We start from the raw sequence: 26,602 nt of genomic DNA, 5'->3' as shown, positions 1-26,602 counted from the left end.
CGCGACAGGTCGTAGGTGACCTTGCGGAAACTTATGGATTGTATCGATACATATCCATTGATGTGTTGTTAAATTCTAGGTACAATGAGCGCAGTTTTTGGTCTAGGAAAACATTGTAATGGGTACAAAGTGGACTCCGATGTTGGCGCAAACAGGGCGTGCCAAGTATCGCGCTCTGGTTGATTGCATCCGTAAGGGTATCCAAGAGGGCGAACTTGATCCGGGGCAAAAGTTGCCGCCTGTTCGTGAATTAGCCTACCGTCTAGAGATTACGCCCGGCACCGTTGCGCGGGCCTATTCACTGCTGGTGGAGGACGGCACATTGACCGCAGGCGTCGGTCGGGGCACCTATGTTTCCGACGTCAACGGCATGGAAATTGACGTGGGGGAAACCGGTAGTGTTGACCTGTTTAGCCCACGCATTCCAAACATGGGTCAAGAGGCACTTATACGCGATGCGATGCGTAAAGTTACTGCAGAATTGCCTGCTATGGCCTTGATGCAATACCCAAAACGCGAAATGAACCTTCCGGCGCGGCTGGCATTTATGAAGTGGATGAAGGACGCACCACTGGGGGATTACACGGTTGATGATTTGGTCATTACCCATGGCGGACAGAATGCTGTGATGCATATTATGCAGGCTGTCTTGCGGTCCAAGGATCCGGTCGTGTTGGTGGACGATGTGACCTTTTCAGGATTTCGAAAAGCGGCCGAGATTTACGGCGCGCGGATCGTTGGCGTGCCGTGGGATGGTGACGGACCGGACCCAGCAGCCTTTGAAGAATTGGTACAATCCACAGGTGCTGAATTGTATTGTACCTCTTCCGAGGTGAATAATCCAACAACGCGGCCAACATCTGCAGCGCGGCGTCGCGAAATCGCATCCGTCGCATTGAGACACGGCATTCATGTGCTGGATGATGATTGTTACTATATGGGGCAACACACTGGTGAAACCTATCGGGCCTTGTTGCCTGAATTGGGCTGGTATGTGAATTCTCCGTCAAAGTTAGTTTCGCCGGCCCTGCGTGTTGGATTTACCTTGCCGCCCAATGGGTGGGTCGGAGAAATGCTGCGCAGCGTGCAGTTTAGTCACTTTGGCGTATCAACGATGCTGACTGAGGTGTTTGCCAAGGTGATGACCAACCCAAAGCTGCCGGGGGTTATTTCCAAGATGCAGGCGCGGATCAATGCGGATTTGCGCATCGCGGTACACCAATTGGGCGGATATGCCATTCGATGGCGAAACAACGTACCGCTGGTTTGGGTTGAACTGCCTACTGGATGGCGGGCCCCAGCCTTTGCGCAGGCTGCAGAGGCGGCAGGCGTGATGTTGAAATCTGCTGATGAATTCACACTTCGGGATGGTCGCACAGTGCATGCGGTTCGGTTGGCCATGAATGGGCAGATCGACCAAAAGCGGTTTGAGCAAGGGATCGAGATCGTTCGGCGTTTGTTGGACAATCCGCCTCGTAGTTTCACGACGTAGCGAGACAAAACCGAAAATCAGGAGCCGAAGGAACGGCTCTGCCGGAGGAGAGACAGACGATGGCAACAGATATGAGTGATGCAAAGGCAGGTCTTGCGCATTTTCCAGTTACATTATTTGCGTCCTCTATGGGGTTGTGGGGCTGGGCCTTGGCAAGTTTCGCAATGGCTGCGGTATGGCCTGCGTTTATGCCTGTGGCCTTGGTGTTGCGGGTGGTTGCGACGGTGGCCTTTGTTGGCTTGGTCTTGATCTACGGGGCCAAACTGATCCGAGCGCCGCACGATTGCCGCGCAGAATGGCAGGTGCCGGGCAAGCTGGCGTTTTTCCCAGCGATTTCGATTTCTATGCTTTTGGTGGCAATGGGGTATTTGCAGGATGCGCCGGGAATGGCCCGCGTGATTTGGGTGATCGGCTTGGCGTTTCAAGGGCTTTTGACGCTGTCGGTGATTTCTAGCTGGATCAGTCATCGGTCATTTGAGGTGGGGCAGCTAAGCCCCGCGTGGTTTATTCCAGCGGTTGGGAATGTGATTGTGCCCGTAGCGGGCGTTCCGTTGGGATATATTGAGCTGTCTTGGCTGTTCTTTTCTGGCGGTGTTCTCTTTTGGTTGGTGTTGTTGACCTTGGTGATGAACCGATTGGTGTTTCACGATCCGCTGCCGGGCAAATTGGTGCCAACCCTTGTGGTTCTGATCGCGCCACCTGCACTGGGGTTTCTGGCCTATGTGACATTGACGGGTGGGGTAGACAGCTTTGCACGGGTGCTTTTGAACGCGGCCTATATCTTTGCGATGTTGGTGGTGATCCAGCTGCCGAAACTTGTGACTATGCCCTTTGCCTTAAGCTGGTGGGCGCTGAGCTTTCCTGTGGCGGGCTTGTGTATGGCATCAATCCGGTTTGGCGTTGAGGCCGCGTCGCCCGCGCATATGGTGATTGGCGCTGGATTATGGGCGGTACTAAGTGGGATTGTTGCGTTTCTGACCGCGAAAACCCTGCGTGGGTTGTTTGCCGGGGTGTTTTTCCAGCCGGAGCGGTGAAATAAGTGGGGTAAAATAATACCTATTTTGTAAGGTGTTGATTTTACTTGGTTAATTTAACTTTGCCGCTGTTGACTGTGGTTGTGGGGGCTTTATAACCCGCCCATCGCATATTGATGTGTCGACTCGTTGCCGCATCTGTCAACCAAACTTAGGTAGACCACAATGAAAACCTTTTCTGCTACTCCGGCAGACATCGATAAGAAATGGATCATCATCGACGCTGAAGGCGTCGTGCTTGGCCGTCTTGCGTCGATCGTCGCCATGCGCTTGCGTGGCAAGCACAAGGCCACCTTTACTCCACACATGGACACAGGTGACAACGTTATCATCATCAACGCCGACAAGGTGCAGATGACTGGTAAAAAACGTACCGACAAACGTTACTACTGGCACACAGGCCACCCGGGCGGCATCAAATTCCGTACGGCTGAGCAAATTCTCGAGGGTCAATTCCCTGAGCGTGTCGTGACTGCTGCTGTAAAGCGCATGCTGCCAGGGAACTCCCTGAGCCGTAAGATCATGACCAACCTGCGCGTCTATGCTGGTTCCGAGCACCCACACGAGGCGCAAGCGCCAGAAGTGTTGGATGTGAAATCCATGAACTCCAAGAACACGCGGAGCTAATCAATGGCTGATCAAATCAATTCTCTTGAAGAGCTCTCTGCTGTTGCAAACGGCGAAACTCTTGTTGTTGACGCAGCTCCTGCGGAGCCTGTTCGCGACGAGCTAGGTCGTTCTTATGCAACTGGTAAACGTAAAGACGCTGTTGCACGTGTTTGGATTAAACCAGGCTCTGGCAAAGTTGTTGTAAACGGCAAGCCACAGAACGAATATTTCGCACGTCCGGTTCTGCAAATGATCCTGGCACAGCCATTCACAATTGCAGGCGTTGAAGGTGAATTCGACGTATACGCAACTGTGAAAGGTGGCGGTCTGTCCGGTCAAGCGGGCGCGGTTAAGCACGGTATTTCTAAAGCGCTTCAGCTTTATGAACCATCCCTGCGTGGCGCGTTGAAAGCTGCTGGCTTCCTGACACGTGACTCTCGTGTTGTTGAACGTAAGAAGTTTGGCCGCCGCAAAGCGCGTCGTTCCTTCCAGTTCTCAAAGCGTTAAGCTTTACACATTTCGAATTTGGAAAGGGCTGCCTTCAGGCGGCCCTTTTTCTATTGGCTATTTATCTTCGGTAACTGTGGTGCTTGGGCGACGCTTCGCTGTACCATTTTGAACAAACTGACCGCTTTTAGTATCTCTTTCGCGTCCGGTTTTACCGCCACCAACTTTCTCGGAAAGCGTTGTTGCAGGTCGTCGCTGTGCCCCTCTTGGCCGCTGGCCAATTCACCCCAGAGTATTTTTGGAAAGATGAAGATAGGCTTTTTCTTGACCAAAATACCTCGGGGGAATGCGCGCAGCGCAGGGGGCAGAGCCCCATTATGCGTCGTCGGGTTTGATCAGGCCGAGGCCTCGTAGGTAAACGCCGATGCCGGTTTCTAGCAAATCTTCTGGTGGGAAGGGGCTTTGGGTGCCGGGGGAGTTTCGGGCGAAGAGTTCCACCACGCCGTGGCTCATGGCCCAGATGTGGGCTGAAAACATACTTGCTGGGGGACGTTTTTCCGGTGGGATGTGTTGAGAGAGATCATTGGCCGCTTGTTCCATCACACCACGCGCGCGGGTGGCGATCGCGGCGAGTTCTGGGGTGCGGTTGACGGAGATGCCGCTTTCAAACATCGCGATGTAGTGGCCCGGATATTTGCGGGCGAAGGCGAGGTAAGCGCGGCCGGTTGCTTCGAAACTGGCGAGCGCTGAGGGTTGGCCTTTGTCGTAGGCGAATTGCATCAAATCGGCAAAGATTTCATAGCCTTGGCGGGCGGCTTCGGCGATCAGGTCTTCGCGACCTTCGAAATGGCGGTAGACGGCTGCGGGTGTTACGCCTGCGGTTTTCGCGGCTTCTGACAGGGTGAAGCCTGTTGGGCCTTTGACCTCGATCAGGCGCAGGGCGGCTTCGACCAGCGCTTGGCGCAGGTTGCCGTGGTGATAGCCTTGCTTAGGCATGCCAAATATCCGTTGTGCCGCAAATGGTTGGGTCGCATTGGCCGATGGCCTTTGCGTCTTTGTGGGTGTAGTCCACGCGATGGAGAACGTGCCGAATTGCGTTCAGCCGCGCGCGGCGTTTGTCGTCGCTGCGGATGATGGTCCAAGGGGCGATGTCGGTGTTTGTGTGATCAAACGTTTCTCCGATGGCTTGGGTGTAGGCATCCCATTTCTTGAGGCCTTCGACGTCGATCCAACTGAGTTTCCATTGTTTTAGTGGATCGCTTTCGCGGGCCATAAAGCGGCGCAGCTGTTCGGCGCGGCCGACGTTGAGCCAGAATTTGATCAGGATGATGCCTTCGTCCACCAGCATTTTTTCGAAATCGGGGGCTTGGGCAAAGAAATGATCGCGTTGCTGATCGGTGCAGAAGCCAAAGACCTTTTCCACGACACCTCGGTTGTACCAGCTGCGGTCAAAGAAGGTCATCTCACCAGCTGCGGGCAGGTGTTGGATGTAGCGTTGGAAATACCATTGGGTGGACTCGGTTTCCGTTGGTTTAGACAGCGCAACCGTGCGCGCGCCACGTGGGTTTAGGTTTTCGCGGAAACGTTTGATGGTGCCGCCTTTGCCTGCGGCATCGCGGCCTTCAAAGACGATGGCGACCCGTTGGCCGCTGTCCTTAAGGGCGGTTTGCATCTTGGCCAGTTCGATTTGCAGCGCGGCCATGTCTTTTTCATAGGTCTTGCGGCTAAGTCTTTCGCTGAATGGAAAGCTGCTGTCGAGGATTTCGCCCTTATTCGCAGTCTTAATCGCGTCACGAATGTCTTGTGGCGCGGTGTTTTTGTAGAAGGCGCTGATTGCGCCATCAAAGGGCAGCTGCATGAAACCTCTCCATTTTTTTCTAATATGGCGATGCGAGACGCTTAGTGCAATGAGGCGCGGGCGGCGGCGCGGTGGATTGCGTCGATCACGGCCTGTTCTGCGCTGTGATGCGGCATGTGGCCGATGCCCGGAAGGGTGGTTAGATTGGCGTCTTTGATTTGCGGCGCCAGTGGGATCGAGTGGATCGAGGCGCCGACGGTTGTGTCAGCTTCGCCGTGTAGCAGCTCTGTGGGCACTGTGACTTGGTCGTAAAGCTTTGACAGGGTTTGGATTTCCATCAACAAACCTGCGCGTTGTTTGGCATTGGCAGTTAGCGAGCTGCGGCGCAGGGTCAGGCCGGGGCCGAAGTGGGCGGCGTAGCCATCGGGGGCTGATTGGGGGGCGAAGACGGCGTTTACTTCGCTGTTCACATAGGCGTTGGGCACCCAAGCGGTGAGGATTGGGATAACCAATGGGCCGAGGATCGGGTTTGATGTGATTTTGTAGAAGCGGCTGAGTGGGGTGGTCCAAGGCAAAGATGGTGTTGCCACGGGCACAAGGGCTGCGAGGCTGTCAGGGTGGTTTACGGCCCACGCGAGGGCGACAGAGCCGCCATAGCTTTGTCCCATAACAATGGGTTGGAACGCGCCAAGTTCGGCGGCGGTTTTTTGCAGCAGCTCCGCTTGGTGAAAAATGGATGGGTTATCGATGGCTTGGGAATAGCCAAGGCCGGGCCGGTCGATGGCAATGACGCGGTAGTCAGCGGCGAGCTTGTCCATCAGCGAAAAGGTAAAGTCGCGTGTGCTGCCAGAACTGCCGTGGATTAGCACGAGGTCGGGGCCTTGGCCGCGCACGACTGCGTGCATTTGACTGCCGTCAATAGTGAGGATTTGGCCTTCGGGCGGGTAGGCGGTTTCAGCGCGCATTTCATTTGCGCGGGCTTTTAGCACTGTGGCGACCGCAAAGGCCGCCACGATAAAGCATAGCATTATGAGGAGTTTAGCTGCCAATTTTTGACAAATCGTAATGCGTGGTTTCGTAAACTTCGGTGATCCAGTTGCCGTACAAAAGATGCGCGTGGCTGCGCCAACGATTTTGCGGTGGCTTGGATGGATCATCATCCGGGTAGTAGTTCATCGGCACGTTGATCGGCGTGCCATTGGCAACGTCGCGGTCATATTCTTGTTTCAACGTGTCGCTGTCGTATTCGAAATGGTTGAAGATATAGAGACCACGGCGCGCTGGGTCTTCGACCAAGCAGGGCCCTGCTTCGTCGCTGGCAAGCAGGGTTTTAAGACCTTGCGCCGCGTCAATCTCTTCTTGTTTCATTTCGGTCCAGCGGCTGACGGGGATCACGCAATCATCCGAGAACCCGCGCAAATAGTGGCTGGATTCATCTAGATTTTGATGGCGGAAGCAGCCAAAGAGTTTGGTATCCAGCAGGTGTTTTTTCACGCCGTGGAAGTAGTTGATCATCGCCATGCCGCCCCAGCACACGCCAAAGGTGGAATGCACATGGGTTTGTGTCCAGTCAAAGACCTCGCATAGCTCGTCCCAATAGGTGACGTCATTGAACGGCATATGTTCAATGGGCGCGCCGGTGATGATCAGGCCGTCGAATTTCTCGCCGCTGGCTTTGACATCGGAGAATGGGCGATAGAATTCGGCCATATGCTCGGCTGCGGTGTTTTTGGTCTGGTGTTCGCTCATGCGGATGAGCGACAGCTCGATCTGCAAGGCGGTTGCACCGATCAGACGCGCGAATTGGTTCTCGGTTTGAATCTTTTTCGGCATCAGGTTGAGCAACCCAATGCGCAGCGGACGAATGTTTTGCCGTTCTGCTTGGTGATCCGACATGACCATCACACCTTCGCGCGAAAGCACGTCAAAGGCAGGCAGGTCGGAGGGCAGTTTGATGGGCATTGGACAATCTTCCTATATCTTGGAAGCCGATATGTAAGTCAGGAACTACTTACTCTCAAGGGCATCTGCGATGAGGGCTTCGAAGTCTGACGTTGATGTGACCTGTGCGACGTCCTCGGCCTGAACGGTGATGCCCCAGTTTGACATCGCCTCATAGCGCGGTTGGCGGTGTGCCAGCGCTTGGGAATAGGTCCACCGGACAAAGGCATTTGGGTTCACTTCGGATTCAGCGCATCCTTCTTGGGCGAGGTATTCGGCCCATTTGGCGCGCAGGAATTCTGGCTGATAATACATAGGCTTAGGTGCACGATCAAAACGGCGAATAAGCTCGTCTGTGTGGGCGTCTGAACCTTTGATCCAAACCATCAGCGTGTTTTGCTGAAGCGTTTTTAGGATGGGATCATTTGGATCATTGGCATCCACGACTTCGCAAATCGATCCGCCAGTGTCGCAGACAAAGTGATCGTAGCCATAAAGGTTTTGCGCACGATCAATAAAGTGCGGCGTGTCTTGCAGGGCTGCGATTTCAGCGGTGCGGTGTTGATCTTGGCGTCGCATATAATCATCAAACGGCAGGCCACCGCGCTTTGGGCAGCCGGGTTTGCCAAGGTAGGCGGACAGTGGGGCTAAGTTGTTAAAGGTGATGTTCGAGCCGATATAGATGCTGTCGCTAAGCAGCAGTTCCCGCAGGAACGGAACGGTCATGGCCTCGGCTTTGGCGTGATCTGCGATGTGCTCGCCCATGTAGCGGGTGCCAATGCGGTAATCGACGGAATAGTGAAACCAGTCGCCAGACTCGCGCAGCATGTTCGAGACATGGGTCTTCCCAAGGCCCGACATGGCAAAGAGAAGAACTTTTTTCTGTGGCGCATCACGCCAATCTGCTGCGGATTTATAGAGCATCACCCGACCCTTATCGTTTCACTCGTTGGTAGCGGGCAGGGCGGATATGGTCAATGTTTCTAAGGGCTTTTCCCGAAGGGTTCCGGGAAAAGCCCAAGGTGTTTAAAAGCGGAAACGCACTTTTAGGCCAACACCAACAGCCGTGTTATCCGTAAATGAAGCTGCTGTAAGCGGGTCAATGGAGGCAAGCGTTGAGGTCGCATCGCCAAGCCAGATGTGGCTAATGCCGCCCGTAATCTCCATGTTGTCTTTTTTGTAGGTCGCCCCGACGGTAATCCCAGATTTGCCGTTTGTTGGCCCAAGGTTTGATGAAAACCCCGAGACCTTTGGTTCATGCATGAAAGAGATTGCGCCAGACCAGTTTTCGTTAAAGCGACGTCCGACACCTAGAGTATAGGTGATGGTATCTTCGCGAAAGTTTACCAAAGGAACCGTCGTCGCACCTAAATAGACCGGGGGTGTGATGTCGAATTCTGACCAATCGACCCAACGGACACTACCGAAGACCAACGTGTCTTTGGCTATGCCTGATTGGAATTCAAGGTTTAGGGATTGTGGGGTTTCGGTTTGCAACGCGCTGGTTGCTGTTCCCGGTCCTGTTTCTGAAATCGTCCAGTCATGTGTGATCGCTGAGTTATAGGTCAAAGCAACACGCAACGCGATTTCTGGTTTTTCATAGGCCACGCCGACTAGGTAGCCTACGCTCGCATCGGTCGAACTGCTACCAGTGTATCCAGCCACAAATGGCAGCGAAGCTTCGGCTTGGAAGGTCTGATACCGCAAGCCGCCAAGAATGCTGATGTTGTTGTCGGTTGTGTATTTCAGAACGCCCGTCAGTGCTTTGCTATTAAGTTCTGCTGTTGCGCCACCGGCGAAGTATCCCGACGCTGATGGGTATGACACGTTTGCGCCAAACGGCTGATCATAAATAAGAGCAAAAGATAGGTTTTCGTTTAAATCAGTTTTATAGGCCAAGCCTGTCTGAATATAGCTATCGGCCATATCGCCAGAAGGAGTGCCTGGAGTTACCGAGACCCCGGTACCTGATACTGATGGATCGACGGACCCAAAGCTTAGATCGATTAGGCTTCCTTCTTCGAAGATGACAGACACAGATTGATTGGACCGTTCAATGCCTCCCGCAAGAGCGGTCGATGCCATGAGCCCAAAGGCTACAGCACCCTGTAGTGTATATTTCATGACACGCCTCCCCGCGCGTTACATTCTTATTCCGTGTAGCGTAGAAATGTAACTATCGTTCGGTCAAGCGGTGACCACACGTAATACGAGCCAGTCTAACTCGTGGTCACTTCGCGTTTTAATTTATTTTCGTGCATAATATTCAAGTAGTTACCACCGAAAATGAGGATCGCACCTAATAAGACGCTGGCTTGCAGGGGTTCGCTGTAAAACAGCGCTCCGACAATGGCGATCACCGGTAAACGCACAAAGTCATAAGGGGCTACAACCGAAGCGGGAGCAATTTTAAGCGCGCTTGTAATGCAGAAATGGGCTGTCAGACCTGCAAGGCCAATGATCACAAGAGATGGAATAGCCGCTGCTGAGGGCACGGTTATATCGCCGTCGTAGCCTGCGAAGATCGCCCCGAAAACAAGTTGCATCGCGGTGAGATAAAACAGGATAGAGACCGTGCTGTGCCGCTCGGTCAGCTTCTTTGTGAAGATCAGCGAGAATGCAAAGCACACCGCACATAGGGCCGCGGGCAAAAAGCCGGGGCCTAAAGGGGCCGCGCCGGGTTGGGCGACGATGATAATCCCGACAAAGGCAATTGCCGCAGCCAATAGACCCATCGGGCGAATTTTCACATTTAAAATGAGGGGAGCTAGCAGGAGAACCCAAATCGGTGTGGTGAACTCTAACGCAAAGAGCTGTGCCAATGGCATCAACGTAAGCGCATAGAACCACAGGTTTTGTCCGCAGAAATGGGCAAGGTTACGCAGGGTATGGGTGCCAATATCTTGCGTAGACACATGGGCCCATTGGTTGCGCGCCGTGGTGATAGCAACAACGACAGTAAATCCAATCAGGCTGCGATACATCATGATCTCAAAGGTATCGAGCTCTGCACTTGCAGCGCGTCCTGCAACGGCCATCAGCGAAAAGGATATGATCGCGCCAGACATCCAAAGGGCCGCGCGAAAGTGATTGGACATAATGTACTCTCCCCGCGGCCACGTTGGCGAAAAACGCATCCGTTTGAAAGTGGAATTATGCTTTGTGCACACTTAACGCGAGGGCGTCGTCGACAGAAAGCGGTGGCGTCCAATCACAGTTTGTTGGTTCAAACTGGAGCGAGTCAAAATACTGCTCGTATAGATAAGGGCGGCGAACAGCGTGGGCGGCCAATTTGATCAGCGGTTTTGGCGCAGTGAAAAGACGACGCGGGCGGCCAAGACCATGGCGCATGGCGGTCGCGATGCGCGTGGTGCCAAGGTCTTCGTGATCAGTGGCAAGGATCACATCGGGTGTTGATGGGGCTGCGATGCAATGACGAATAAGGTCTGCTAGGTTTTGCACTGCCATCATGCTTCGGCGGTTACCAACGAAATCAAATGGCAGCGGATAGCGGCTGTTGCACAGCTTTAATAGTCGGCGCCAAAAGCCCGGCGCGTTGGGACCATAGACCAATGGCACTCGCAAGATCGTGGTTTTGATCGGGCTTTGCGCGATGATCTCTTCGGCTTCAAGCTTGGCCTGACCATAAGGGGTGTTGGGATCGGTTGGATGATCCAGTGGTATGACAGCGTCGGCTTTGTCTAGCCCATAGACAGCTATAGTTGAGAGAAACACGAAATGTTCCACACCAGCAGCCTCGGCCTGACGCAATAGATCAACGGTCGCGTCGCGATTGGTGCGGCGATGATCCTCAAGCGCGGTTTTAGGGTCTTCTTTTCGGTGCACGCGGGCGGCGCAATGCACGACGGCTTTGGCACCCGTTAGGACTTTGGATAGATCCCCAAGGTTCTCAAGATCAAACCCATGCACCAGCCCCTTGGTTGGTTTGCGGCAAAGCCCAACAGGATATTCGCCAGCCTGCGCAAGGGCTTGCATAACGTGAGTGCCAATAAAACCGCTGGCACCTGTGACGACAATATGGGGCTGTTTTTCGGTCATATGCTTGGCCTTGCTGAACTGCGCGTTAGTTCATCTAAGCGAAAAGGCTGCGCATACAAAGCGTTAATCGGCAATCTCTTCGACTTGGTAGTCGCGCGGGATGCCTTGGGTGATCTTGGCCCAATCCGATTGCGCGGCACGCGTTTGATGCGCGTCAAAAGCCGCGCGATCTAGAAACGTTTCGGCAACGTCAAATCGGCCAGCAATGGTGGGGTGTTCAATCACGCTGAACGTCAGATTGCCGGGTTCGGCGCGGGTTAGGTGAATGTGGTCTGCCAATGCAGAACGGACCGCCGTTAGGCGATCCGCTGGTACTTGGATATGTCCGGTCAGCCGGATCATTCCCACTCAATCGTGCCCGGAGGCTTTGAGGTGATGTCATAGGTGCAGCGGTTGATGCCTTTGACCTCGTTGATGATCCGCGTTGCGGTTTCACCTAGGAATTCATGGGTGAACGGATAGTAATCCGCGGTCATACCATCAACAGAGTTCACCGCACGCATTGCGCAGGCATAATCATAGGTGCGGCCATCGCCCATAACACCCACGGTTTTCACCGGAAGGATGGCAACAAAGGCCTGCCAGATTTCGTCATACAAGCCATGTTTGCGGATTTGGTCGATATAGATGGCATCCGCTTCGCGCAGGATTTCCAGCTTTTCGCGGGTGATCTCACCAGGGCAACGGATCGCAAGACCCGGTCCAGGGAAAGGATGGCGACCGATAAAGGACTGCGGCAAGCCAAGTTCACGACCCAAGGCGCGGACTTCGTCTTTGAAGAGTTCGCGCAGCGGTTCAACCAGTTTCAAACCCATCTTTTCAGGTAGGCCGCCCACATTGTGGTGCGATTTGATGGTGACAGATGGTCCGCCAGAGAAGGACACGGATTCAATGACATCCGGGTACAACGTCCCCTGCGCCAAGAACTCAGCGCCTTCGATCTCATTGGCGTATTTCTGGAACACGTCGATGAACAGCTTGCCGATGATTTTGCGTTTGGTTTCTGGGTCAGACTGGCCTTCCAGCTCGCCCAAGAACAGATCGCTTTCATCGGCTGCAATTAGCTTGATGTTATAGTTGTCGCGGAACATGGCGACGACTTCTTTCGCCTCGTCCTTGCGCAGCAGGCCGTGGTCGACAAAGACACAGGTCAGCTGATCGCCGATCGCTTCGTGGATCAGGATTGCAGCAACAGAGCTATCAACACCACCAGACAGACCACAGATCACCTGTTTGTCGCCAACCTGTTCGCGGATCTTAGCGATCATCTGCTCACGATAAGCACCCATGGTCCAATCGCCAGAGAAACCCGCCAGTTTGACAAAGTTCTCATACAGCTTCGCGCCATTTGGCGTGTGGTGCACTTCTGGGTGGAATTGCACCGCGTAGAAATTCCGAGAGACATCTGCAGTGATGGCATAAGGCGCGTTGGGTGAGGTGCCATAAACCTCAAAGCCGGGTGCGATTTCGCTGACGTGATCGCCGTGACTCATCCAGACTTGTTCGTCACCTTCGGCAAACCAACCATCCAAGATCGCCAACTTGTTCTTTGGCGTCACGTAGGCACGACCAAATTCGGCTGTTCCGTGGCCGCTTTCGACCTTGCCGCCAAGCTGCTGCATCATGGTCTGTTGACCATAGCAGATGCCAAGGATCGGCACGCCCAGATCAAAAATCTCTTGTGGCGCGCGCGGAGACCCTTCGCGGGTCACACTGTCTGGGCCACCGGAAAAGATCACGGCCTTTGGCGCAAAGCTGCGCACAAAATCCATTGTGACTTTTTGATAGGGGTGGATTTCGCAATAGACATTCAGCTCGCGCAGACGACGCGCAATCAGCTGCGTCACTTGGCTACCAAAGTCGATGATTAAAAGGCGGTCATGGGATGTCTCTGTCATGGTCGCCGCATAGGCCAAATGACCCATTTGCGCAAGAGATTTGCCTATCATCACCTCTAATAATTCACCTTTCTCCAAATACTCCGGGGTGAGCGGCGAAACATCGTTTCGACGTGAGGGGCAGAGCCCCTTTGAGCCATGCGAACGCGCATTGCCGTATCGAATGTCGTTTTTAGTGTTTAATCGCCGCAATTATCACGCGGAGATGGGACGTTGCTGGGTAGAAATATAAAAAGACCTTCAAAGCTATGAGGACCATATGGCTGAACCCGCTCCAACTCGTCGAGGCCGTTCAGGCGGTGGTGCTGCACGTCGTGCGGCACGCGCCAATGTGACCGTTGAAACCGCGAAGTACATAGAGCGGAACATACCGCTATATGAGGTGCTGACCGACGAAGCGTTGGCGGTTATTGAAGCGAACGCCGAAATCGTGCTCGAAGAGATAGGCGTGGATTTCCCGAATAATCCGGGCGCCTTGGCGCTGTGGGAAAAAGCGGGGGCCAAGATTGATGGCCACCGTGTGCGTCTGCCAAAGGGACTTGCGCGGGAGCTGTGCAAAACAGCGCCGTCTTCCTTTACGCAGCATGCGCGTAACCCGGAACGGTCCGTTGAAATTGGCGGCAAAAACTTGGTGTGTGCGCCGGTCTATGGCCCGCCCTTTGTGCGCGATGCCGAGGGTGGTCGCCGGTATGCCACCATGGCAGACTTTGAGAAATTCGTGAAATTGGGCCATATGTCCAAATGGCTGCACCATTCCGGCGGTACCGTTTGCGAGCCGACCGATGTTGCAGTGAACAAACGCCACTTGGACATGATCTATGCGCATATGTCTTTGACGGATAAGCCATTTATGGGCTCTGTCACTGAACCAAGCCGCGCGCAGGATTGCGTGGATATGTGCGAAATTCTGTTTGGCAAAGAGTTTGTACAGAACAACGCGGTTATGACGTCGTTGATCAACATCAACTCGCCAATGACGTTTGACGACATAATGATGGGCGCGCTTGAGGTTTATGCCAAGAACCACCAAGCCTGTATCATTTCTCCGTTTATCGTGGGCGGCGCGATGGCCCCGGTATCGGTTGCGGGGACGTTAACGCAGGTTTTGGCAGAGGTCATGGCAGGCATTGCCTATAGCCAATTGGTGCGCCCCGGTGCGCCTGTGATCTTTGGGGCCTTTGTGACCTCTATCGATATGGCATCGGGTGCGCCAACCTTTGGCACGCCCGAAGCGAGCCAAATTTTATATGGCGCGGGTCAATTGGCGCGGCGCATGGGATTGCCGTTCCGTTCCGGTGGTGGGCTATGTGGCTCAAAACTACCAGATGCGCAGGCGGCTTATGAAACAGCACATACCCATAATGCGGCCTTGATGGGCGGCGTGAACTTTATGCTGCATTCCTGTGGCTGGCTCGAAGGTGGTCTGGTGGCGTCATTCGAGAAATTCGTGATGGATGCCGATCAATTGGGCACCTTGCATAAGATGGCCGAAGGTGTTGCCATTGATGAAAACGGGCAGGGCATGGAAGCGCTGCGCGAAGTTGGGCCCGGTGGGCATTTCTTGGGCTGTGCCCATACGCAGGCGAACTTTAAGACCGCGTTTTGGCGTTCTGAGATACTTGATTACAAGCCGTTTGAGCAATGGCAGGACGAAGGGGCACGCGATACGCAAGCGCTGGCAACTGAGCGTGTCGCAAAATTGGTTGCAGACCATGTGGCCCCGCCTTTGGATCCCGCGATTGATGAGGCATTGAAAGCCTTTGTTGCTGACAAAAAGGCGTCTATGCCCGATTCCTTTATGTAATCGCTGCCTTTAAGTATATTGGGAGGCCTGCATCAGCTGGGCCTCGCCAACAATGGCAATCATCACGTCCACATGGGCGATTGGGGAATACCCTAGGTGTTTTTGTCGGCGCATCTCGTTATGTGTGTGTTCCAGTTCTAGCAAATTTATAATGGCTTCGGCGTGTCCCGGTAGGGTTTTGGCGCGCAATAGGCGTGCCAGATGGACGGGCCTTTCGTAATCGACTGCCGCCGCTTTTGCCGCGCGAACCAATAGTTTTGGGCGGTTGAATTGACGAAGCATTGTATGCACATCCTGCATGGTTTTGACCTTTCATAGGGTAATCGAAAGGGCAGCCTTGCACAGCTTATAGGGGTGTTGCATTCGGAGCGTACCCAGCGTTCGGCCAGTTTGAAATCTGTTTATCATTTGGAAACACACTCCGAAGTGCCGACGGATGTTAACGCATGGGTAACCTCTGCGACCTAGATTTTCTGGGATGATCTGTGGGTAAAATGGCAGCAAAAGATACCCACCGGGGGCATGAATGAAGACACATTGGAGGGCAGAGGACGAGCTTGCTTGCGTTCCAACTTGGGTGCCGAACTACGCAGCACGTTACTTGGCGCACATAGAAAAAGGCATTTCAATTCGGGCGCTTGCACGGCAATCACATTGTCATGCATCGACGATATCACGGCAAATTCGGCGCGTTGAATCGCGCCGGGATGATCCGCTGATCGACGAAGCGCTTGCAGCATTGGGGGCCCATGTTTCTAATTCTCCCGGCGCGGATCGACGAATGGAGACATTTGAGATGAATGCGCATGATATGGATGGCCCGCTTTGCGAGGCGGCTTTGGCTACGGCAGCAGAAAAGATACTCTTAAAGTTGAGTGATCCTGATGCCGTTTTGGCGGTGGCCAAAGGAATGGAAAAGGCAGTTGTCGTGCGCGATGGTGCGGACGGGGCAACATTGCGGACCGCTGTTGTGGATCGCGATGTTGCGCAAGCGATGGCCCTGAAAGACTGGATCAGTTGCAAGGCACCCGGACGTGTGTCGCGCTATAAAATCACGCCTGCAGGGCGCAGTGAGCTAACGCAATTGATGGCCAAGGCTTCCAATTCCGCGCGCGATTTTGCTGAAGAACAGTCAGGATTTGAAAAACTCGCAAAAGGAACGCCGCAGGCAGAGCAGGGCGCGCAACGGCGGATGCGATTTTCCACAAGTGAAAGCCCCTTGGCGGTATTGGCGCGACGCAAAGACAAAGATGGTAAACCATTTCTGTCCAGCGATTTGGTCGCCGCAGGTGAACGCCTGCGCGAGGACTTTGAGCTGTCGCAGATGGATGGCGCGTTGGGGCAAAACTGGGATCGGTTATTAACGGCAGGAACCTCTGCCGGTGCCAACGGGGATTGCACGAGCTCTGCGTGGCAGGCGCGTGATCGGCTGCGCGAAGCGATGGAACTGTTGGGAGAAGGGCTGGCAGACATCACATTGCGCTGCTGCTGCTACCTAGAAGGTCTTGAGATGACGGAACGTCGCTTGGGATGGCCTGCGCGGTCGGGCAAGGTTGTCTTGCGGATCGCTCTGGTTCGCCTTCGCGCGCATTACAACGCATCGCGCACAGATGTATCTGATATGATTGGATAAACATGCGCAGCCCTAGGGCTGCGCAAACGCGTTACAGTACAGAAAACTTAGCCATTCAAAGCAGCGCGGGCGGCACGAATGCCATCGCCATAGGCTTGGCTGATTTTATCGTAATGGCCCAGAACCCGTTCAATCGTGGTGTCTTTGGCACCCTGCATCGCCTCTGCCGTGTTTGAATACAGACGCGAACGCTGCCCATCATCCATCAGATCATGCAATGCGCGGGCCTGCGTGTAATCGTCATTCCCTTCGCGATGGTTGTAGCGATCCGCATCACCAGACAACGGCAGCGGTGGTTCTGCTGCAATTTTGTCTTCGCGTGGAGCACCTTCGACAGAGTTTGGCTCGTAATAGGCATCTACATTGCCAGACTGCTGGCCCATAAAGTTCATTTGGCCATCTTTGTGATAGTGATGAACCGGACATTTCGGCGCGTTCACAGGCAAGGCCTCGTAATGCGTGCCCAGACGATACCGGTGCGCATCCGCATAAGAGAAAATACGCGCCTGCAAAACCCGATCCGGGCTAAAGCCGATACCCGGCACAACATTTGATGGGCTAAAGGCAGCCTGTTCGATTTCAGCGAAATAGTTTTCAGGATTCCGGTTTAGTTCAAATTCACCAATGGTGATGCACGGATAATCGGCATGCGGCCAAACCTTGGTCAAATCAAACGGGCTGAACGGCGCTTGCTGCGCTTGCTCTTCGGTCATGACCTGAATTTGCATGGTCCATTTCGGGAAATCACCCGAGTCAATCGTGCCGTACAACGCTTCTTGGTAGCCTTCGCGTGTTTGACCGATTTTCTCTGCTGATTGTTGGTTGGTTAGATGCGCGTGGCCTTGCTGGGTTTTAAAGTGGAATTTCACCCAAGTCCGCACACCTGCATCGTTGATCAAGCTGAACGTATGTGACCCGTAGCCATTCATTTGCATCGGCGTTGTTGGGCAACCGCGGTCAGACATCAGGATTGTCACCTGATGCAGCGCTTCTGGGCTAAGGGACCAATAATCCCACATCGCCTCTGCATTGCGCAGGTTGGTTTTTGGATGACGCTTTTGCGTATGGATGAAATCCGGGAATTTATAGGGGTCGCGAATAAAGAACACCGGAGTGTTGTTGCCAACCAAATCCCAGTTGCCTTCATCGGTATAGAATTTCAACGAGAACCCACGCACATCACGTTCGTTGTCTGCCGCCCCAGCTTCGCCAGCCACAGTGGAAAACCGCGCCAGCATTGGCGTTGTCACGCCTTTTTGCAGCGCACTTGCCTTGGTGTATTGGCTGATATCCTCGGTGATTTTCAACGTCCCAAATGCGCCCCAGCCTTTGGCATGGACCACACGCTCTGGAATACGTTCACGGTTTTGATGCGCGAGCTTTTCGAGCAGTTGATAATCTTGCATCAAAATCGGGCCACGCGGACCAGCGGTTTGGCTATTTTGATTGTCGGCGATCGGCGCGCCAGCGGTTGTTGTGAGACGTTTGTCAGCCATGGAATAATCCTCCGAGGAAATACTTGATGAAGGCAAAATCGCAGCGAATTAGAATAATTACAAATTGTAGTTTTTCATTAATGTGATAGGTTTTGATTATCATTATTGGAGGCACCGATGGCCGTTACGATCAAGCAGCTGACGTATTTCAGAGCATTAGCGAAATATCGCAATTTTGGCCGCGCGGCAGAGGCCTGTCATGTCAGCCAACCGGCGCTGTCTGTGCAAATCAAAGAGCTTGAATTGCACCTAAGAGGCCCCGTTGTAGAGCGTTACGCGCGGGATGTGGTCTTAACGCCCTTTGGCAGGCAAGCCTTGGTGCATGCGGAAAAGATACTCGGCGAGGCCGAGATGTTAGAGCAGGCCGCGCGTTGGCGATCTGGTTTGGCAGGGCAATTGGCCCTGGGAATCATCCCAACAATTGCGCCCTATTTATTACCAAGCGCCTTAGCGGCCCTGCGTTCCAAAGACATCTCATTGGATGTTCAGGTGACCGAAGGCAAAACAGATCGTCTGATTTCCATGCTGCAATCCGGAACATTGGACGTGGCGGTCATGGCCTTGCCCAGCGAAGTCGAAGGTCTGCGCGATGTGCCATTGTTTGAAGATCGGTTTTTGCTTGCTGGCACACATGAAAGCGTGGACGCGCTAGAGGCCGTCGCCGAAACGCTGCACCCAACGATATTGGAAAACCATCAACTGATGCTTTTGGAAGACGGCCACTGCCTGACGGACCAAGCACTAGATGTTTGTGGGCGTGGAAATCGACAGATCAATCTAGGCGCGTCATCTTTGGCAACACTGTCACGATTGGTGGCGGCTGGGTTTGGATTTACCTTGATGCCAGAACTCGCAGCTCCGGTAGAGCAGGCGGCTACTCCCGGCATTGTGCTGCGACGGTTCGCCGAACCACAGCCCGCACGCCAAATTGGATTGGTCAGTCGTATCGGCAGTGGCGAAGAAGGGTGGCTTTCAGAGATTGCCGAGATGTTAGGACAGGTCGGCGCGGACCTCATGGCGCAATCACAAGATATGATCGGCGAATAAAGAAACGGCCCGCACAAGGCGGGCCGTTCTTAATGTTTAGGCAACAGCTTCAGCAGCAGTCGTCAGATATTTCATCAGATTTTCCGGTGAGCTTTCGCCATATGGATCTTCTGGGTGGTTGTCGTCACGGCCTGGCTCTTCGAACCATGCTTCAACAACACCGTTGTTGACGATGGCCGCATAACGCCAAGAGCGCATGCCGAAACCTAGGTTGTCTTTGTCGACCAGCATGCCAACTTTGCGTGTGAATTCGCCAGAACCGTCAGGGATAACTTTGACGTTTTTGATGCCCTGCGCTTCGGCCCATTTGTTCATGACAAAGCTGTCGTTTACGGACATGCAGTAAATCTCATCAATGCCCTGCGCCGCGAAATCGTCAGCGCCTTTTTCAAAGCCTGGCAATTGGAAGGTAGAGCATGTCGGCGTAAACGCACCCGGCAAAGAGAACAGGATGACGCGTTTGCCAGCAAAGTAATCTTCGGTGCTCATGTCCTGCCAGCGGAATGGGTTGTCGCCGCCAATGCTTTCGTCACGTACGCGGGTGCGGAAAGTCACGTTCGGAAGTTTTTGTCCTGCAAACATCATGTGATCCTCTATTTGCAAATTGTTCTGGTTGCGACTTAAAACGATTCTAATTCTGGTGCAACGGTTGGCTGAATTTCAGTTAAAAAGTTAAGATGCGATGCCTAAAATCCGAACAATCCGCACCAAATGCATAGCAGTTATGCAGCTCTGGCGCTGGCCATCCATTCTCGTTATGTTAGCCTGAATTTGACGCATCATGTCATGAGGGAATGCCGCGTGAGAGACCTTAAGATCCCAGAGCAACGCCATCCGGAAAAAGCACACCGCCCGGATAATGCGCAGCCACGAAAACCTGATTGGATCCGCGTAAAAGCACCAACAGGCGAAGGATATAACGCGACCAAGCGCATTATGCGCGAGAACAAGCTTGTCACCGTTTGCGAAGAAGCAAGCTGCCCAAACGCCGGCGAATGCTGGAGTCAGGGCCACGCCACCATGATGATCATGGGTGATATTTGCACGCGCGGCTGCACCTTCTGCAACATTGCGACGGGTCGTCCAGACGAATTGGATGCGTTTGAACCGGGTCGCGTGGCCGAAGCCGTCAAAAAGCTGGGCCTGAATCACGTTGTTATTACGTCAGTGGACCGTGACGATCTGAAAGACGGCGGCGCAGAGCATTTTGCCCAGACCATTCGCGCGATCCGTCATCGCTCGCCAAAAACAACGATCGAAATTCTGACACCTGATTTCCTGAAATGTGATGACTCTGTTTTGGAAACCGTCGTTGCTGCAAAGCCAGACGTGTTTAACCACAACCTTGAAACCGTTCCGGGCCTCTATCCAGAGGTACGCCCGGGTGCGCGTTATTTCCATTCTTTGCGGTTGTTGCAGCGCGTGAAGGAGCTGGACCCATCCATTTTCACCAAATCCGGTATCATGGTTGGCTTGGGCGAGGAACGTCAGGGCGTGTTGCAAGTCATGGATGACATGCGCGCCGCAGACGTGGATTTCATGACCATCGGTCAATATCTACAGCCAACACCAAAGCACCATGCGGTTGCGCGTTTTGTAACGCCAGACGAATTTGCGTCCTATGAAAAGGCTGCTTGGGGCAAGGGCTTCTTGATGATTTCCTCAACACCGCTGACGCGTAGCTCGTTCCATGCAGGTGATGATTTCGCCAAACTGCGTGACAATCGGATGCAGAAACTGGGCAAAGCCTAAGTCATCTACGACGTTTTGAAAGATCAACCGCGCAGGCGATCCCTTGCGCGGTTTTCTTTTGTTTGCAGATGTTTAGGGCAGGGCCTTAATGTAGGCCGCAATCGCTGCGCGATCCGTTTCAGGAAGCCGCGCCATGTTTTCAACGACATGGGTCATCGCGCCACCCGCACTGTCAAAATCAGGTGTGAACCCAGTTTCAAGGTAATAGGCCAAGTCTTCGACAGACCAATCCAACTCACTCGGCGCTATGCCGGGAACTTTGCCTTCTCCGGGTAGAAACGCACCCGTCAGCCACGCGTTTTTCTGCAATCCGCCCAATGCATTTCGGGGTGTATGGCATTCACCACAATGCGCCAAAGCCTCAACCAAATAGCGGCCTCTGTCCAGTTCTGGTGTGTCTACGGATGTGACAACCCAATCGTCAGATGCAAATAGGAACTTCCAGCCACCTAATGTCCGGCGGATGTTAAACGGAAAGCCAACTTGATGGGGCTGGCTAGGCGTATCCGACGCTGGCAACCTATCCATGAACGCTTTTAAATCCGCCACATCTTGCGGCGTCATATGGGCGTAGGCTGTATAGGGAAAGGCCGGATAATAATGCGCGCCGTCTGGCGAGACGCCTTTTTGAATCGCATTGGCGAATTCGATTAACGTCCATCCACCAATACCATGTGTCGGATCGGGCGAGATATTAGGCGCAACAAACGTCCCGAAATCAGATGGAAATGTTTGGCCCCCCGTCAGAATAGGATGATCCACGGCCTCTGCTTTTGGTGCCGCGTGACAAGACGCACATCCAGCGGCGTGAAAAACCAACGCGCCGTTGTCCGCATTACTTTGCAGATCGCGAAACAGTTCCGCCTCGACAGATTTCGGGGCGGTGACAAAATAAAACGCTGCAAGGCCCGCAAGGACCAATACACAAAGAACACGAATAATGCGGGCCATGCAGCTATCCTACGCGTAGGATTACTTGCTGCGATAGGCTTTGTGGCACGCGCCACATGCACCGCCAAGCGGACCCATTGCCGCCTGAAGCGACGCTAAATCCGATCCGGCCGCCGCCGCCATCGCTACCGATGCTTCAGCCATGGCACCCGCTTTTGCGCCGACATCCGGGAAATTAGACCAGATTTCCGCCTTGGCTCGTGTTCCTTCCATGCTTGTGCTGTCAGAGCCTTGCGGCCACATGGTCATGGCATTCAGCCCAGACACTGCAACAAGGTTATCCGCCGCAGCCTGAGCCGCCGCCGCGTCATAGGCCACATCGCCTTTTGCCATGGCACCAAGAACACCAAGATTGTGCGCATAAAGCTGCATTTGGCCCTGACGTGCTTTGACAGCACCCATCAAAGCTTTGGAATGGCCATCGGCCATAACGGCGCTTGCACCTAATGCAACAACCAGCGCTGCAGTCGAAATCAATTTGAAGGTCATAATCGCTCTCCCAGATAAACTGTTGTTTGTATAATGCCTGTGCTAATTTAGAAGTACATTTATCATTATCGAAGAAACCCCTGCGATTTATGCACAATAAGAACTGGGATGATATCCGCTATGTTTTGGCGGTTGTTGATGCGGGCACCGTCAGCGGTGCCGCGCGCGCGCTTGGCGTCAACCATGCAACGGTTTTGCGTCGCATCGCGAGCTTTGAACAGCATCACGGCGTGCAGATATTTTCCAAATCTGCACAAGGATATTCCGTTTTGCCCGAATATCTGCCCGTCACCGAAGCGCTGCGCAGCGTGCAGCACGCGATGGAATACGTGGATACCTCGTTGATAGGGCAATCCTCTGGCATGAAAGGCGTCTTGCGAGTCACCTCAACCGACACAATCTGCGAACGGATTCTGCCAGAGGTCTTAGGCAAGGTCGCAGAAGAGCTGCCCGATCTTAGGATCACGGTGATCAGCGCGAACAATCACCTAGACCTCGCACGCTCACGCGCCGATCTAACAGTGCGCCCGACAACAAAGCTACCGGATGAGCTTTTCGGCCAAATGGTCGGCTTCATGCCCTTCGGTGTCTATGAACGCGAAGGCGGACGCGACGCTTGGATTGGCATGACAGGTGATGTCGGTCGCGGCCCCATAGGCCAACGCATATTGAACATTATCGGAAATGACACCCTGTCAGCCAAAGCCGATACCTTTGTTGTTGCCGCTGCCTTGGCCTCGCGCGGCATCGGACGCGCGGTTTTGCCCTGTTTTGTCGGGGAAACCAAATCCGACTTAAAACGCGTATGCTCAGAAACAGAATGGCCGTCCGTTCCAATCTGGGTGGCCAGCCACGTTGACCTCGCAGATTCCCCCCGCGTGCGAACGCTGCAGAAAAAACTGGCAGAGGAACTCGAAAAGGTGATCTTGGACCACCCCGGACTAACACCGCGCATGGGCTAGGGGCGCAGCCCCTTGCGCTCCATTCCATTGGTTGTCGCCCAGTCAGGCCAGCCCACAAAATACTCATAGGCCAGCAAAGCCGTACACATCCCTAAAACCGTCAAAACCAGATAAACCCGTTTCTTAGACGGCGGATTGCGCGCCCATAACGCCGCACGCCAAAGCCAACGCAGGTTCATTCCGTGAACCGAACCTTGCCGATATAGGGCAGGTTGCGATTGCGCTGCGCGTAATCGATCCCGTAACCCACCACAAATTCATCCGGGATTTCAAACCCAATCCAATCCGCGCGAATATCCGCCTCGCGACGGCTCGGCTTATCCAGCAAGGCAATCGTCTTCATCTTACGGGGCGAGCGGCTTTCCAACAGATGCGCCACATGGCTCAGCGTGTGACCCGTGTCCACAATGTCCTCAACAACCAGCACGTCACGATCATGAATTTCGCCCCGCAGGTCCTTTAGAATACGCACCTCGCGGCTGCTTTCGGTCGAATCCCCATAGGAAGACGCCTCTAGGAAATCGACCTCAACGGGCATGTCCAGCTCGCGCACAAGGTCCGCAATAAACACAAACGACCCCCGCAACAGGCCAACCACAATCAGCTTTTCAGTATCCGCAAACTCCTGACGAATGTCATCGCACAGCTCTTCAATACGGGCTGCAATGCTCTTGGCCGAAATCATTTTGTCGATCACATAGGCTGGTTGTGACATGCTACCCCCTTGATTTTCCCTGCGTACCATACGAAATGGTCGCCTTGTGTCCATGCGAAAACGACCAAACCAAGAACGAGCAGCCAAATATGCCCACGCATTCCGAAACACGCGCTTTGCCGTATAAAGCCCAACAGATGTACGATCTGGTAGCGGATGTGGCGTCTTATCCGCAGTTCCTGCCGTGGTGCTCGGCCGCCCGCATCCGCTCACGCGAAGCACAAGACGAGGCCGAAGTCATGCTGGCCGATCTTGTGATCTCCTTCAAAGTCTTCCGCGAACGCTTTGGCTCTCGCGTTGTGTTGCATCCCGCGGACATGAGCATCGACACAGAATACCTAGACGGCCCGTTTAAGTTCCTAAAATCCACCTGGGATTTCAAAGACACAGAGGACGGCTGCGAAGTCTCTTTCTTCGTCGACTTCGAATTCAAAAACGCGATCCTACAAGGCATCATCGGCGTGGTCTTCAACGAAGCCATGCACCGCATTGTCCGGGCGTTTGAGACACGCGCGGCGGAGTTGTATAGCTGACGGGGGGCGAGTGGTTTTAAGGGGGCGGTTGGCAGGATTGAGCCCATTTTACGGAATGCTGCGGTTCGCGCCAGCGGCATCGAAGCGCAGAAAGCGTACTTTGCAAAATTCTGTGATCGGTTAAAATCCGACTCTTAAGACACGTTCAACAAAAAACTGATCTTAGGAACAAAGCCAATTTTAAAAATAGATACTAGATCTACAATTTTACTGAAGCTCATGGATTTCGCACGTTGAAGTTGCATGTATATGGTTCAATGAGACCTCAACTTTGAGGCTTGAGCTGGAGAGGTGTGGAAAAACACTATGACGCGAATTATCGATTTGGACGCGAAGACTGCAAAGGCCTACTTAAAGAAGCCAGAATGTTACTTTCGGTCTGATTTCCCGCCATACATTAGCTTTGAGACAATTTTGAAAGACACAGCCACCGCCATGGGTGGACAAGCCTACACAACTTTTCAAAAGGCTAAACCAGAGCGTGCAATGGATATGGCTGGAGTCAATTACGAACTTCTTAGTACAAAAGACGGACGCTTTGCGTGGCGACCGTTTGAACTCATTCATCCAGCGATCTATATGACGATGGTGCAGCTAGTCTGCGAGCCGGTCAATTGGGAGCTGCTTCAGAAGCGTTTGAAAGAACTGCACGAAGGTGTGGTGGAATGTACCAGCTTTCCGATGGCATCTGGCGACGATGACAAACATGACGCAGTTCAGGTGCGGAATTGGTGGCTGCGTTACGAACAGCGCTCCTTAGAATTATCGATGGAGTACACTCACCTTCTGAAAACTGACGTTTCGAACTGTTACGGTTCGCTATACACACACAGCATTCCGTGGGCCTTGCATGGGTATGAAACAGCCAAAGAAAAACAACACGACAAAAACCTTCTTGGGAACCAAATAGATTTTCACATCAGGAACAGCCGTTATGGTCAAACGAACGGAATAACCCAGGGTTCCGTTTTGATGGACATTATTGCCGAACTAGTTTTGGCCTACGTCGATCATCAGATCACCGATCATCTAGCAGACGATAAGGATTTCCACATCCTAAGGTATCGAGACGACTATAGTATTTTCACATGCAGTGACCAACATGCGTCTGAGATTGTCCGAGTAATTAGTGATTGCTTAAGAAAGGTTGGCATGCAGTTAGGGGCAGCAAAAACTTCCGTAAGTACGAACATCGTTGAGGGAGCAATAAAGCCCGAAAAGCTGGCGGGAATTCAACTTCAAGATATGGATATCACGCAAGCCAAGACCATCCAAAAGCAGCTTCTTCGCCTACACTCTTTTGCCCGTGAATATCCAAACACAGGGGCCGTCAAGCGACTAGCTGACAACGCATTTCAGAAAATATCGAAGATCACCGAGGTGCCAGACGATCTGGGTGTGCAGGTGGCGATTGTTTGTGATATCGCGGCGATTTCGCCAAGCGCATTTCCGGCATTGTCTGGTATCCTTGCCAAGCTGATTTCATTGGCCCAAGAAGATGCTCGACCTGAGATGTGGAAAAAGGTGGCTGAAAAGATGAAGCGGATACCACACAACGGCCATCTTGAGGTTTGGTTGCAACGCGTGACTAAAGCAAAAGATGTAAACTTGAACTTCGAGAGTTCGGAGCCAATCTGTCAGGTTGTGAATGGGCAGGATACAAAGCTGTGGAACAATGACTGGATCAGTAGTCAAGCACTAGTGCAAGCGCTGGATGTGGCTAAGCTCGTTATCAGTAAACCAGAAGATCTCGACCCTGTTCCTAAAACCGAGGAACTGTCCCTTTTTCGAGAGTATGCCGAATTCTCATAATGTGGCAGTCACCAACGTTTGGTTCCCACCTGACGTATCGAAAGATCATGTCTGCTCAGTGCTGTGTGCAGCTTTTGCTCCCCCAACAGGCGATGGACAACTCCTAACACCCAAAACCCCACCCACTCTT

At 53.3% G+C, this 26,602-nt stretch carries 28 protein-coding genes; 11 read left to right on the top strand and 17 right to left on the bottom strand.

Going from position 1 to position 26,602, the window contains the following annotated elements; translation table 11 throughout:
• Positions 1–118 precede the first annotated feature (118 nt).
• The 4 genes from Q4544_RS00940 to rpsI all read left to right on the top strand — a co-directional run bounded on the left by Q4544_RS00940 (position 119) and on the right by rpsI (position 3,642).
• Positions 119–1,492, top strand: a complete 1,374-nt coding sequence (locus tag Q4544_RS00940) for a PLP-dependent aminotransferase family protein (protein ID WP_303503291.1) — start codon at positions 119–121, stop codon at positions 1,490–1,492.
• Positions 1,493–1,551: 59 nt separating this feature from the next.
• On the top strand, positions 1,552–2,526 hold the full coding sequence (locus Q4544_RS00935; RefSeq protein WP_303503290.1) for an SLAC1 anion channel family protein: 975 nt from the start codon (positions 1,552–1,554) through the stop codon (positions 2,524–2,526).
• Positions 2,527–2,691: 165 nt separating this feature from the next.
• A complete protein-coding gene (gene rplM, locus Q4544_RS00930) occupies positions 2,692–3,153 on the top strand; it encodes a 50S ribosomal protein L13 (protein ID WP_303503289.1) in 462 nt (153 codons plus the stop codon).
• Positions 3,154–3,156: 3 nt separating this feature from the next.
• The gene (gene rpsI / locus Q4544_RS00925; RefSeq protein ID WP_303503288.1) at positions 3,157–3,642 is read left to right on the top strand and encodes a 30S ribosomal protein S9; all 486 of its coding nucleotides are present in this window, start codon (positions 3,157–3,159) and stop codon (positions 3,640–3,642) included.
• Positions 3,643–3,957: 315 nt separating this feature from the next.
• Here rpsI and Q4544_RS00920 read toward each other — a convergent pair whose 3' ends face one another.
• From Q4544_RS00920 to guaA, 10 genes are all read right to left on the bottom strand, one after another.
• Complete coding sequence (locus Q4544_RS00920) at positions 3,958–4,578, bottom strand: TetR/AcrR family transcriptional regulator (RefSeq protein WP_303503285.1); 621 nt, start codon at positions 4,576–4,578, stop codon at positions 3,958–3,960.
• A complete protein-coding gene (ppk2, locus tag Q4544_RS00915; RefSeq protein ID WP_303503283.1) occupies positions 4,571–5,440 on the bottom strand; it encodes a polyphosphate kinase 2 in 870 nt (289 codons plus the stop codon). The genes Q4544_RS00920 and ppk2 overlap by 8 nt, the downstream gene beginning before the upstream one ends.
• A gap of 41 nt (positions 5,441–5,481) precedes the next feature.
• Positions 5,482–6,408, bottom strand: a complete 927-nt coding sequence (locus Q4544_RS00910; RefSeq protein ID WP_303503281.1) for an alpha/beta fold hydrolase — start codon at positions 6,406–6,408, stop codon at positions 5,482–5,484.
• Positions 6,409–6,418: 10 nt separating this feature from the next.
• Complete coding sequence (metA, locus tag Q4544_RS00905) at positions 6,419–7,342, bottom strand: homoserine O-succinyltransferase (protein ID WP_303503280.1); 924 nt, start codon at positions 7,340–7,342, stop codon at positions 6,419–6,421.
• A 45-nt stretch (positions 7,343–7,387) separates the two neighbouring features.
• Complete coding sequence (locus Q4544_RS00900) at positions 7,388–8,245, bottom strand: ATPase (protein WP_303503279.1); 858 nt, start codon at positions 8,243–8,245, stop codon at positions 7,388–7,390.
• Positions 8,246–8,347: 102 nt separating this feature from the next.
• Positions 8,348–9,445 (bottom strand): OmpP1/FadL family transporter, encoded by a 1,098-nt coding sequence (locus Q4544_RS00895; protein ID WP_303503277.1) that lies wholly within the window; start codon positions 9,443–9,445, stop codon positions 8,348–8,350.
• A gap of 95 nt (positions 9,446–9,540) precedes the next feature.
• Positions 9,541–10,419 carry a DMT family transporter gene (locus Q4544_RS00890; protein WP_303503276.1) on the bottom strand — a complete coding sequence of 293 codons (879 nt, stop codon included), beginning with the start codon at positions 10,417–10,419 and terminating at the stop codon, positions 9,541–9,543.
• 55 nt (positions 10,420–10,474) lie between these two features.
• The gene (locus Q4544_RS00885; RefSeq protein WP_303503274.1) at positions 10,475–11,380 is read right to left on the bottom strand and encodes an NAD-dependent epimerase/dehydratase family protein; all 906 of its coding nucleotides are present in this window, start codon (positions 11,378–11,380) and stop codon (positions 10,475–10,477) included.
• A 63-nt stretch (positions 11,381–11,443) separates the two neighbouring features.
• Positions 11,444–11,722 carry a putative quinol monooxygenase gene (locus Q4544_RS00880; RefSeq protein WP_303503272.1) on the bottom strand — a complete coding sequence of 93 codons (279 nt, stop codon included), beginning with the start codon at positions 11,720–11,722 and terminating at the stop codon, positions 11,444–11,446.
• A complete protein-coding gene (gene guaA, locus Q4544_RS00875) occupies positions 11,719–13,278 on the bottom strand; it encodes a glutamine-hydrolyzing GMP synthase (RefSeq protein ID WP_303503270.1) in 1,560 nt (519 codons plus the stop codon). The genes Q4544_RS00880 and guaA overlap by 4 nt, the downstream gene beginning before the upstream one ends.
• 259 nt (positions 13,279–13,537) lie before the next feature.
• Here guaA and Q4544_RS00870 point away from each other — a divergent pair, with 259 nt between their 5' ends.
• The gene (locus Q4544_RS00870; RefSeq protein ID WP_303503268.1) at positions 13,538–15,082 is read left to right on the top strand and encodes a trimethylamine methyltransferase family protein; all 1,545 of its coding nucleotides are present in this window, start codon (positions 13,538–13,540) and stop codon (positions 15,080–15,082) included.
• Between the two features lie 9 nt (positions 15,083–15,091).
• Here Q4544_RS00870 and Q4544_RS00865 read toward each other — a convergent pair whose 3' ends face one another.
• Positions 15,092–15,382 (bottom strand): DUF6477 family protein, encoded by a 291-nt coding sequence (locus tag Q4544_RS00865; RefSeq protein ID WP_303503266.1) that lies wholly within the window; start codon positions 15,380–15,382, stop codon positions 15,092–15,094.
• Between the two features lie 226 nt (positions 15,383–15,608).
• Between Q4544_RS00865 and Q4544_RS00860 the strand changes: the two genes are divergently transcribed.
• Positions 15,609–16,715, top strand: coding sequence for a DUF6456 domain-containing protein (locus Q4544_RS00860; protein WP_303503264.1), 1,107 nt, complete (start codon positions 15,609–15,611; stop codon positions 16,713–16,715).
• Between the two features lie 47 nt (positions 16,716–16,762).
• Here Q4544_RS00860 and Q4544_RS00855 read toward each other — a convergent pair whose 3' ends face one another.
• Entirely contained in the window at positions 16,763–18,211 is a 1,449-nt protein-coding gene (locus tag Q4544_RS00855; RefSeq protein ID WP_303503263.1) for a catalase, read from the bottom strand.
• Between the two features lie 117 nt (positions 18,212–18,328).
• On the opposite strand from Q4544_RS00855, the gene Q4544_RS00850 reads away from it, so the two are divergent.
• Entirely contained in the window at positions 18,329–19,258 is a 930-nt protein-coding gene (locus Q4544_RS00850) for a hydrogen peroxide-inducible genes activator (protein WP_303503260.1), read from the top strand.
• 36 nt (positions 19,259–19,294) lie between these two features.
• On the opposite strand, the gene Q4544_RS00845 is transcribed toward Q4544_RS00850, so the two are convergent.
• The gene (locus Q4544_RS00845) at positions 19,295–19,840 is read right to left on the bottom strand and encodes a peroxiredoxin (protein WP_303503986.1); all 546 of its coding nucleotides are present in this window, start codon (positions 19,838–19,840) and stop codon (positions 19,295–19,297) included.
• 219 nt (positions 19,841–20,059) lie between these two features.
• Here Q4544_RS00845 and lipA point away from each other — a divergent pair, with 219 nt between their 5' ends.
• Positions 20,060–21,010 (top strand): lipoyl synthase, encoded by a 951-nt coding sequence (gene lipA / locus Q4544_RS00840; protein WP_303503258.1) that lies wholly within the window; start codon positions 20,060–20,062, stop codon positions 21,008–21,010.
• A 72-nt stretch (positions 21,011–21,082) separates the two neighbouring features.
• Here lipA and Q4544_RS00835 read toward each other — a convergent pair whose 3' ends face one another.
• Together Q4544_RS00835 and Q4544_RS00830 are read right to left on the bottom strand one after the other, a co-directional pair.
• Positions 21,083–21,961, bottom strand: a complete 879-nt coding sequence (locus Q4544_RS00835; RefSeq protein ID WP_303503255.1) for a cytochrome c — start codon at positions 21,959–21,961, stop codon at positions 21,083–21,085.
• A 21-nt stretch (positions 21,962–21,982) separates the two neighbouring features.
• Entirely contained in the window at positions 21,983–22,450 is a 468-nt protein-coding gene (locus Q4544_RS00830) for a cytochrome c (protein WP_303503253.1), read from the bottom strand.
• An 89-nt stretch (positions 22,451–22,539) separates the two neighbouring features.
• Here Q4544_RS00830 and Q4544_RS00825 point away from each other — a divergent pair, with 89 nt between their 5' ends.
• On the top strand, positions 22,540–23,412 hold the full coding sequence (locus Q4544_RS00825) for a LysR family transcriptional regulator (protein WP_303503251.1): 873 nt from the start codon (positions 22,540–22,542) through the stop codon (positions 23,410–23,412).
• Here the strand turns inward: Q4544_RS00825 and Q4544_RS00820 are convergent.
• Positions 23,409–23,591, bottom strand: coding sequence for a hypothetical protein (locus Q4544_RS00820; protein ID WP_303503249.1), 183 nt, complete (start codon positions 23,589–23,591; stop codon positions 23,409–23,411). The genes Q4544_RS00825 and Q4544_RS00820 overlap by 4 nt on opposite strands.
• A complete protein-coding gene (gene hpt / locus Q4544_RS00815; RefSeq protein WP_303503247.1) occupies positions 23,588–24,127 on the bottom strand; it encodes a hypoxanthine phosphoribosyltransferase in 540 nt (179 codons plus the stop codon). The genes Q4544_RS00820 and hpt overlap by 4 nt, the downstream gene beginning before the upstream one ends.
• Positions 24,128–24,216: 89 nt before the next feature.
• On the opposite strand from hpt, the gene Q4544_RS00810 reads away from it, so the two are divergent.
• On the top strand, positions 24,217–24,660 hold the full coding sequence (locus tag Q4544_RS00810) for a type II toxin-antitoxin system RatA family toxin (RefSeq protein ID WP_303503244.1): 444 nt from the start codon (positions 24,217–24,219) through the stop codon (positions 24,658–24,660).
• Between the two features lie 306 nt (positions 24,661–24,966).
• Positions 24,967–26,472, top strand: coding sequence for an RNA-directed DNA polymerase (locus tag Q4544_RS00805; RefSeq protein ID WP_303503241.1), 1,506 nt, complete (start codon positions 24,967–24,969; stop codon positions 26,470–26,472).
• The last annotated feature ends 130 nt before the right edge of the window (positions 26,473–26,602 follow it).

It is taken from the genome of Cognatishimia sp. 1_MG-2023 (genome assembly GCF_030548175.1).
Taxonomy (GTDB): Bacteria; Pseudomonadota; Alphaproteobacteria; order Rhodobacterales; family Rhodobacteraceae; genus Cognatishimia.
This window is presented reverse-complemented; position numbering and strand designations above follow the sequence as displayed.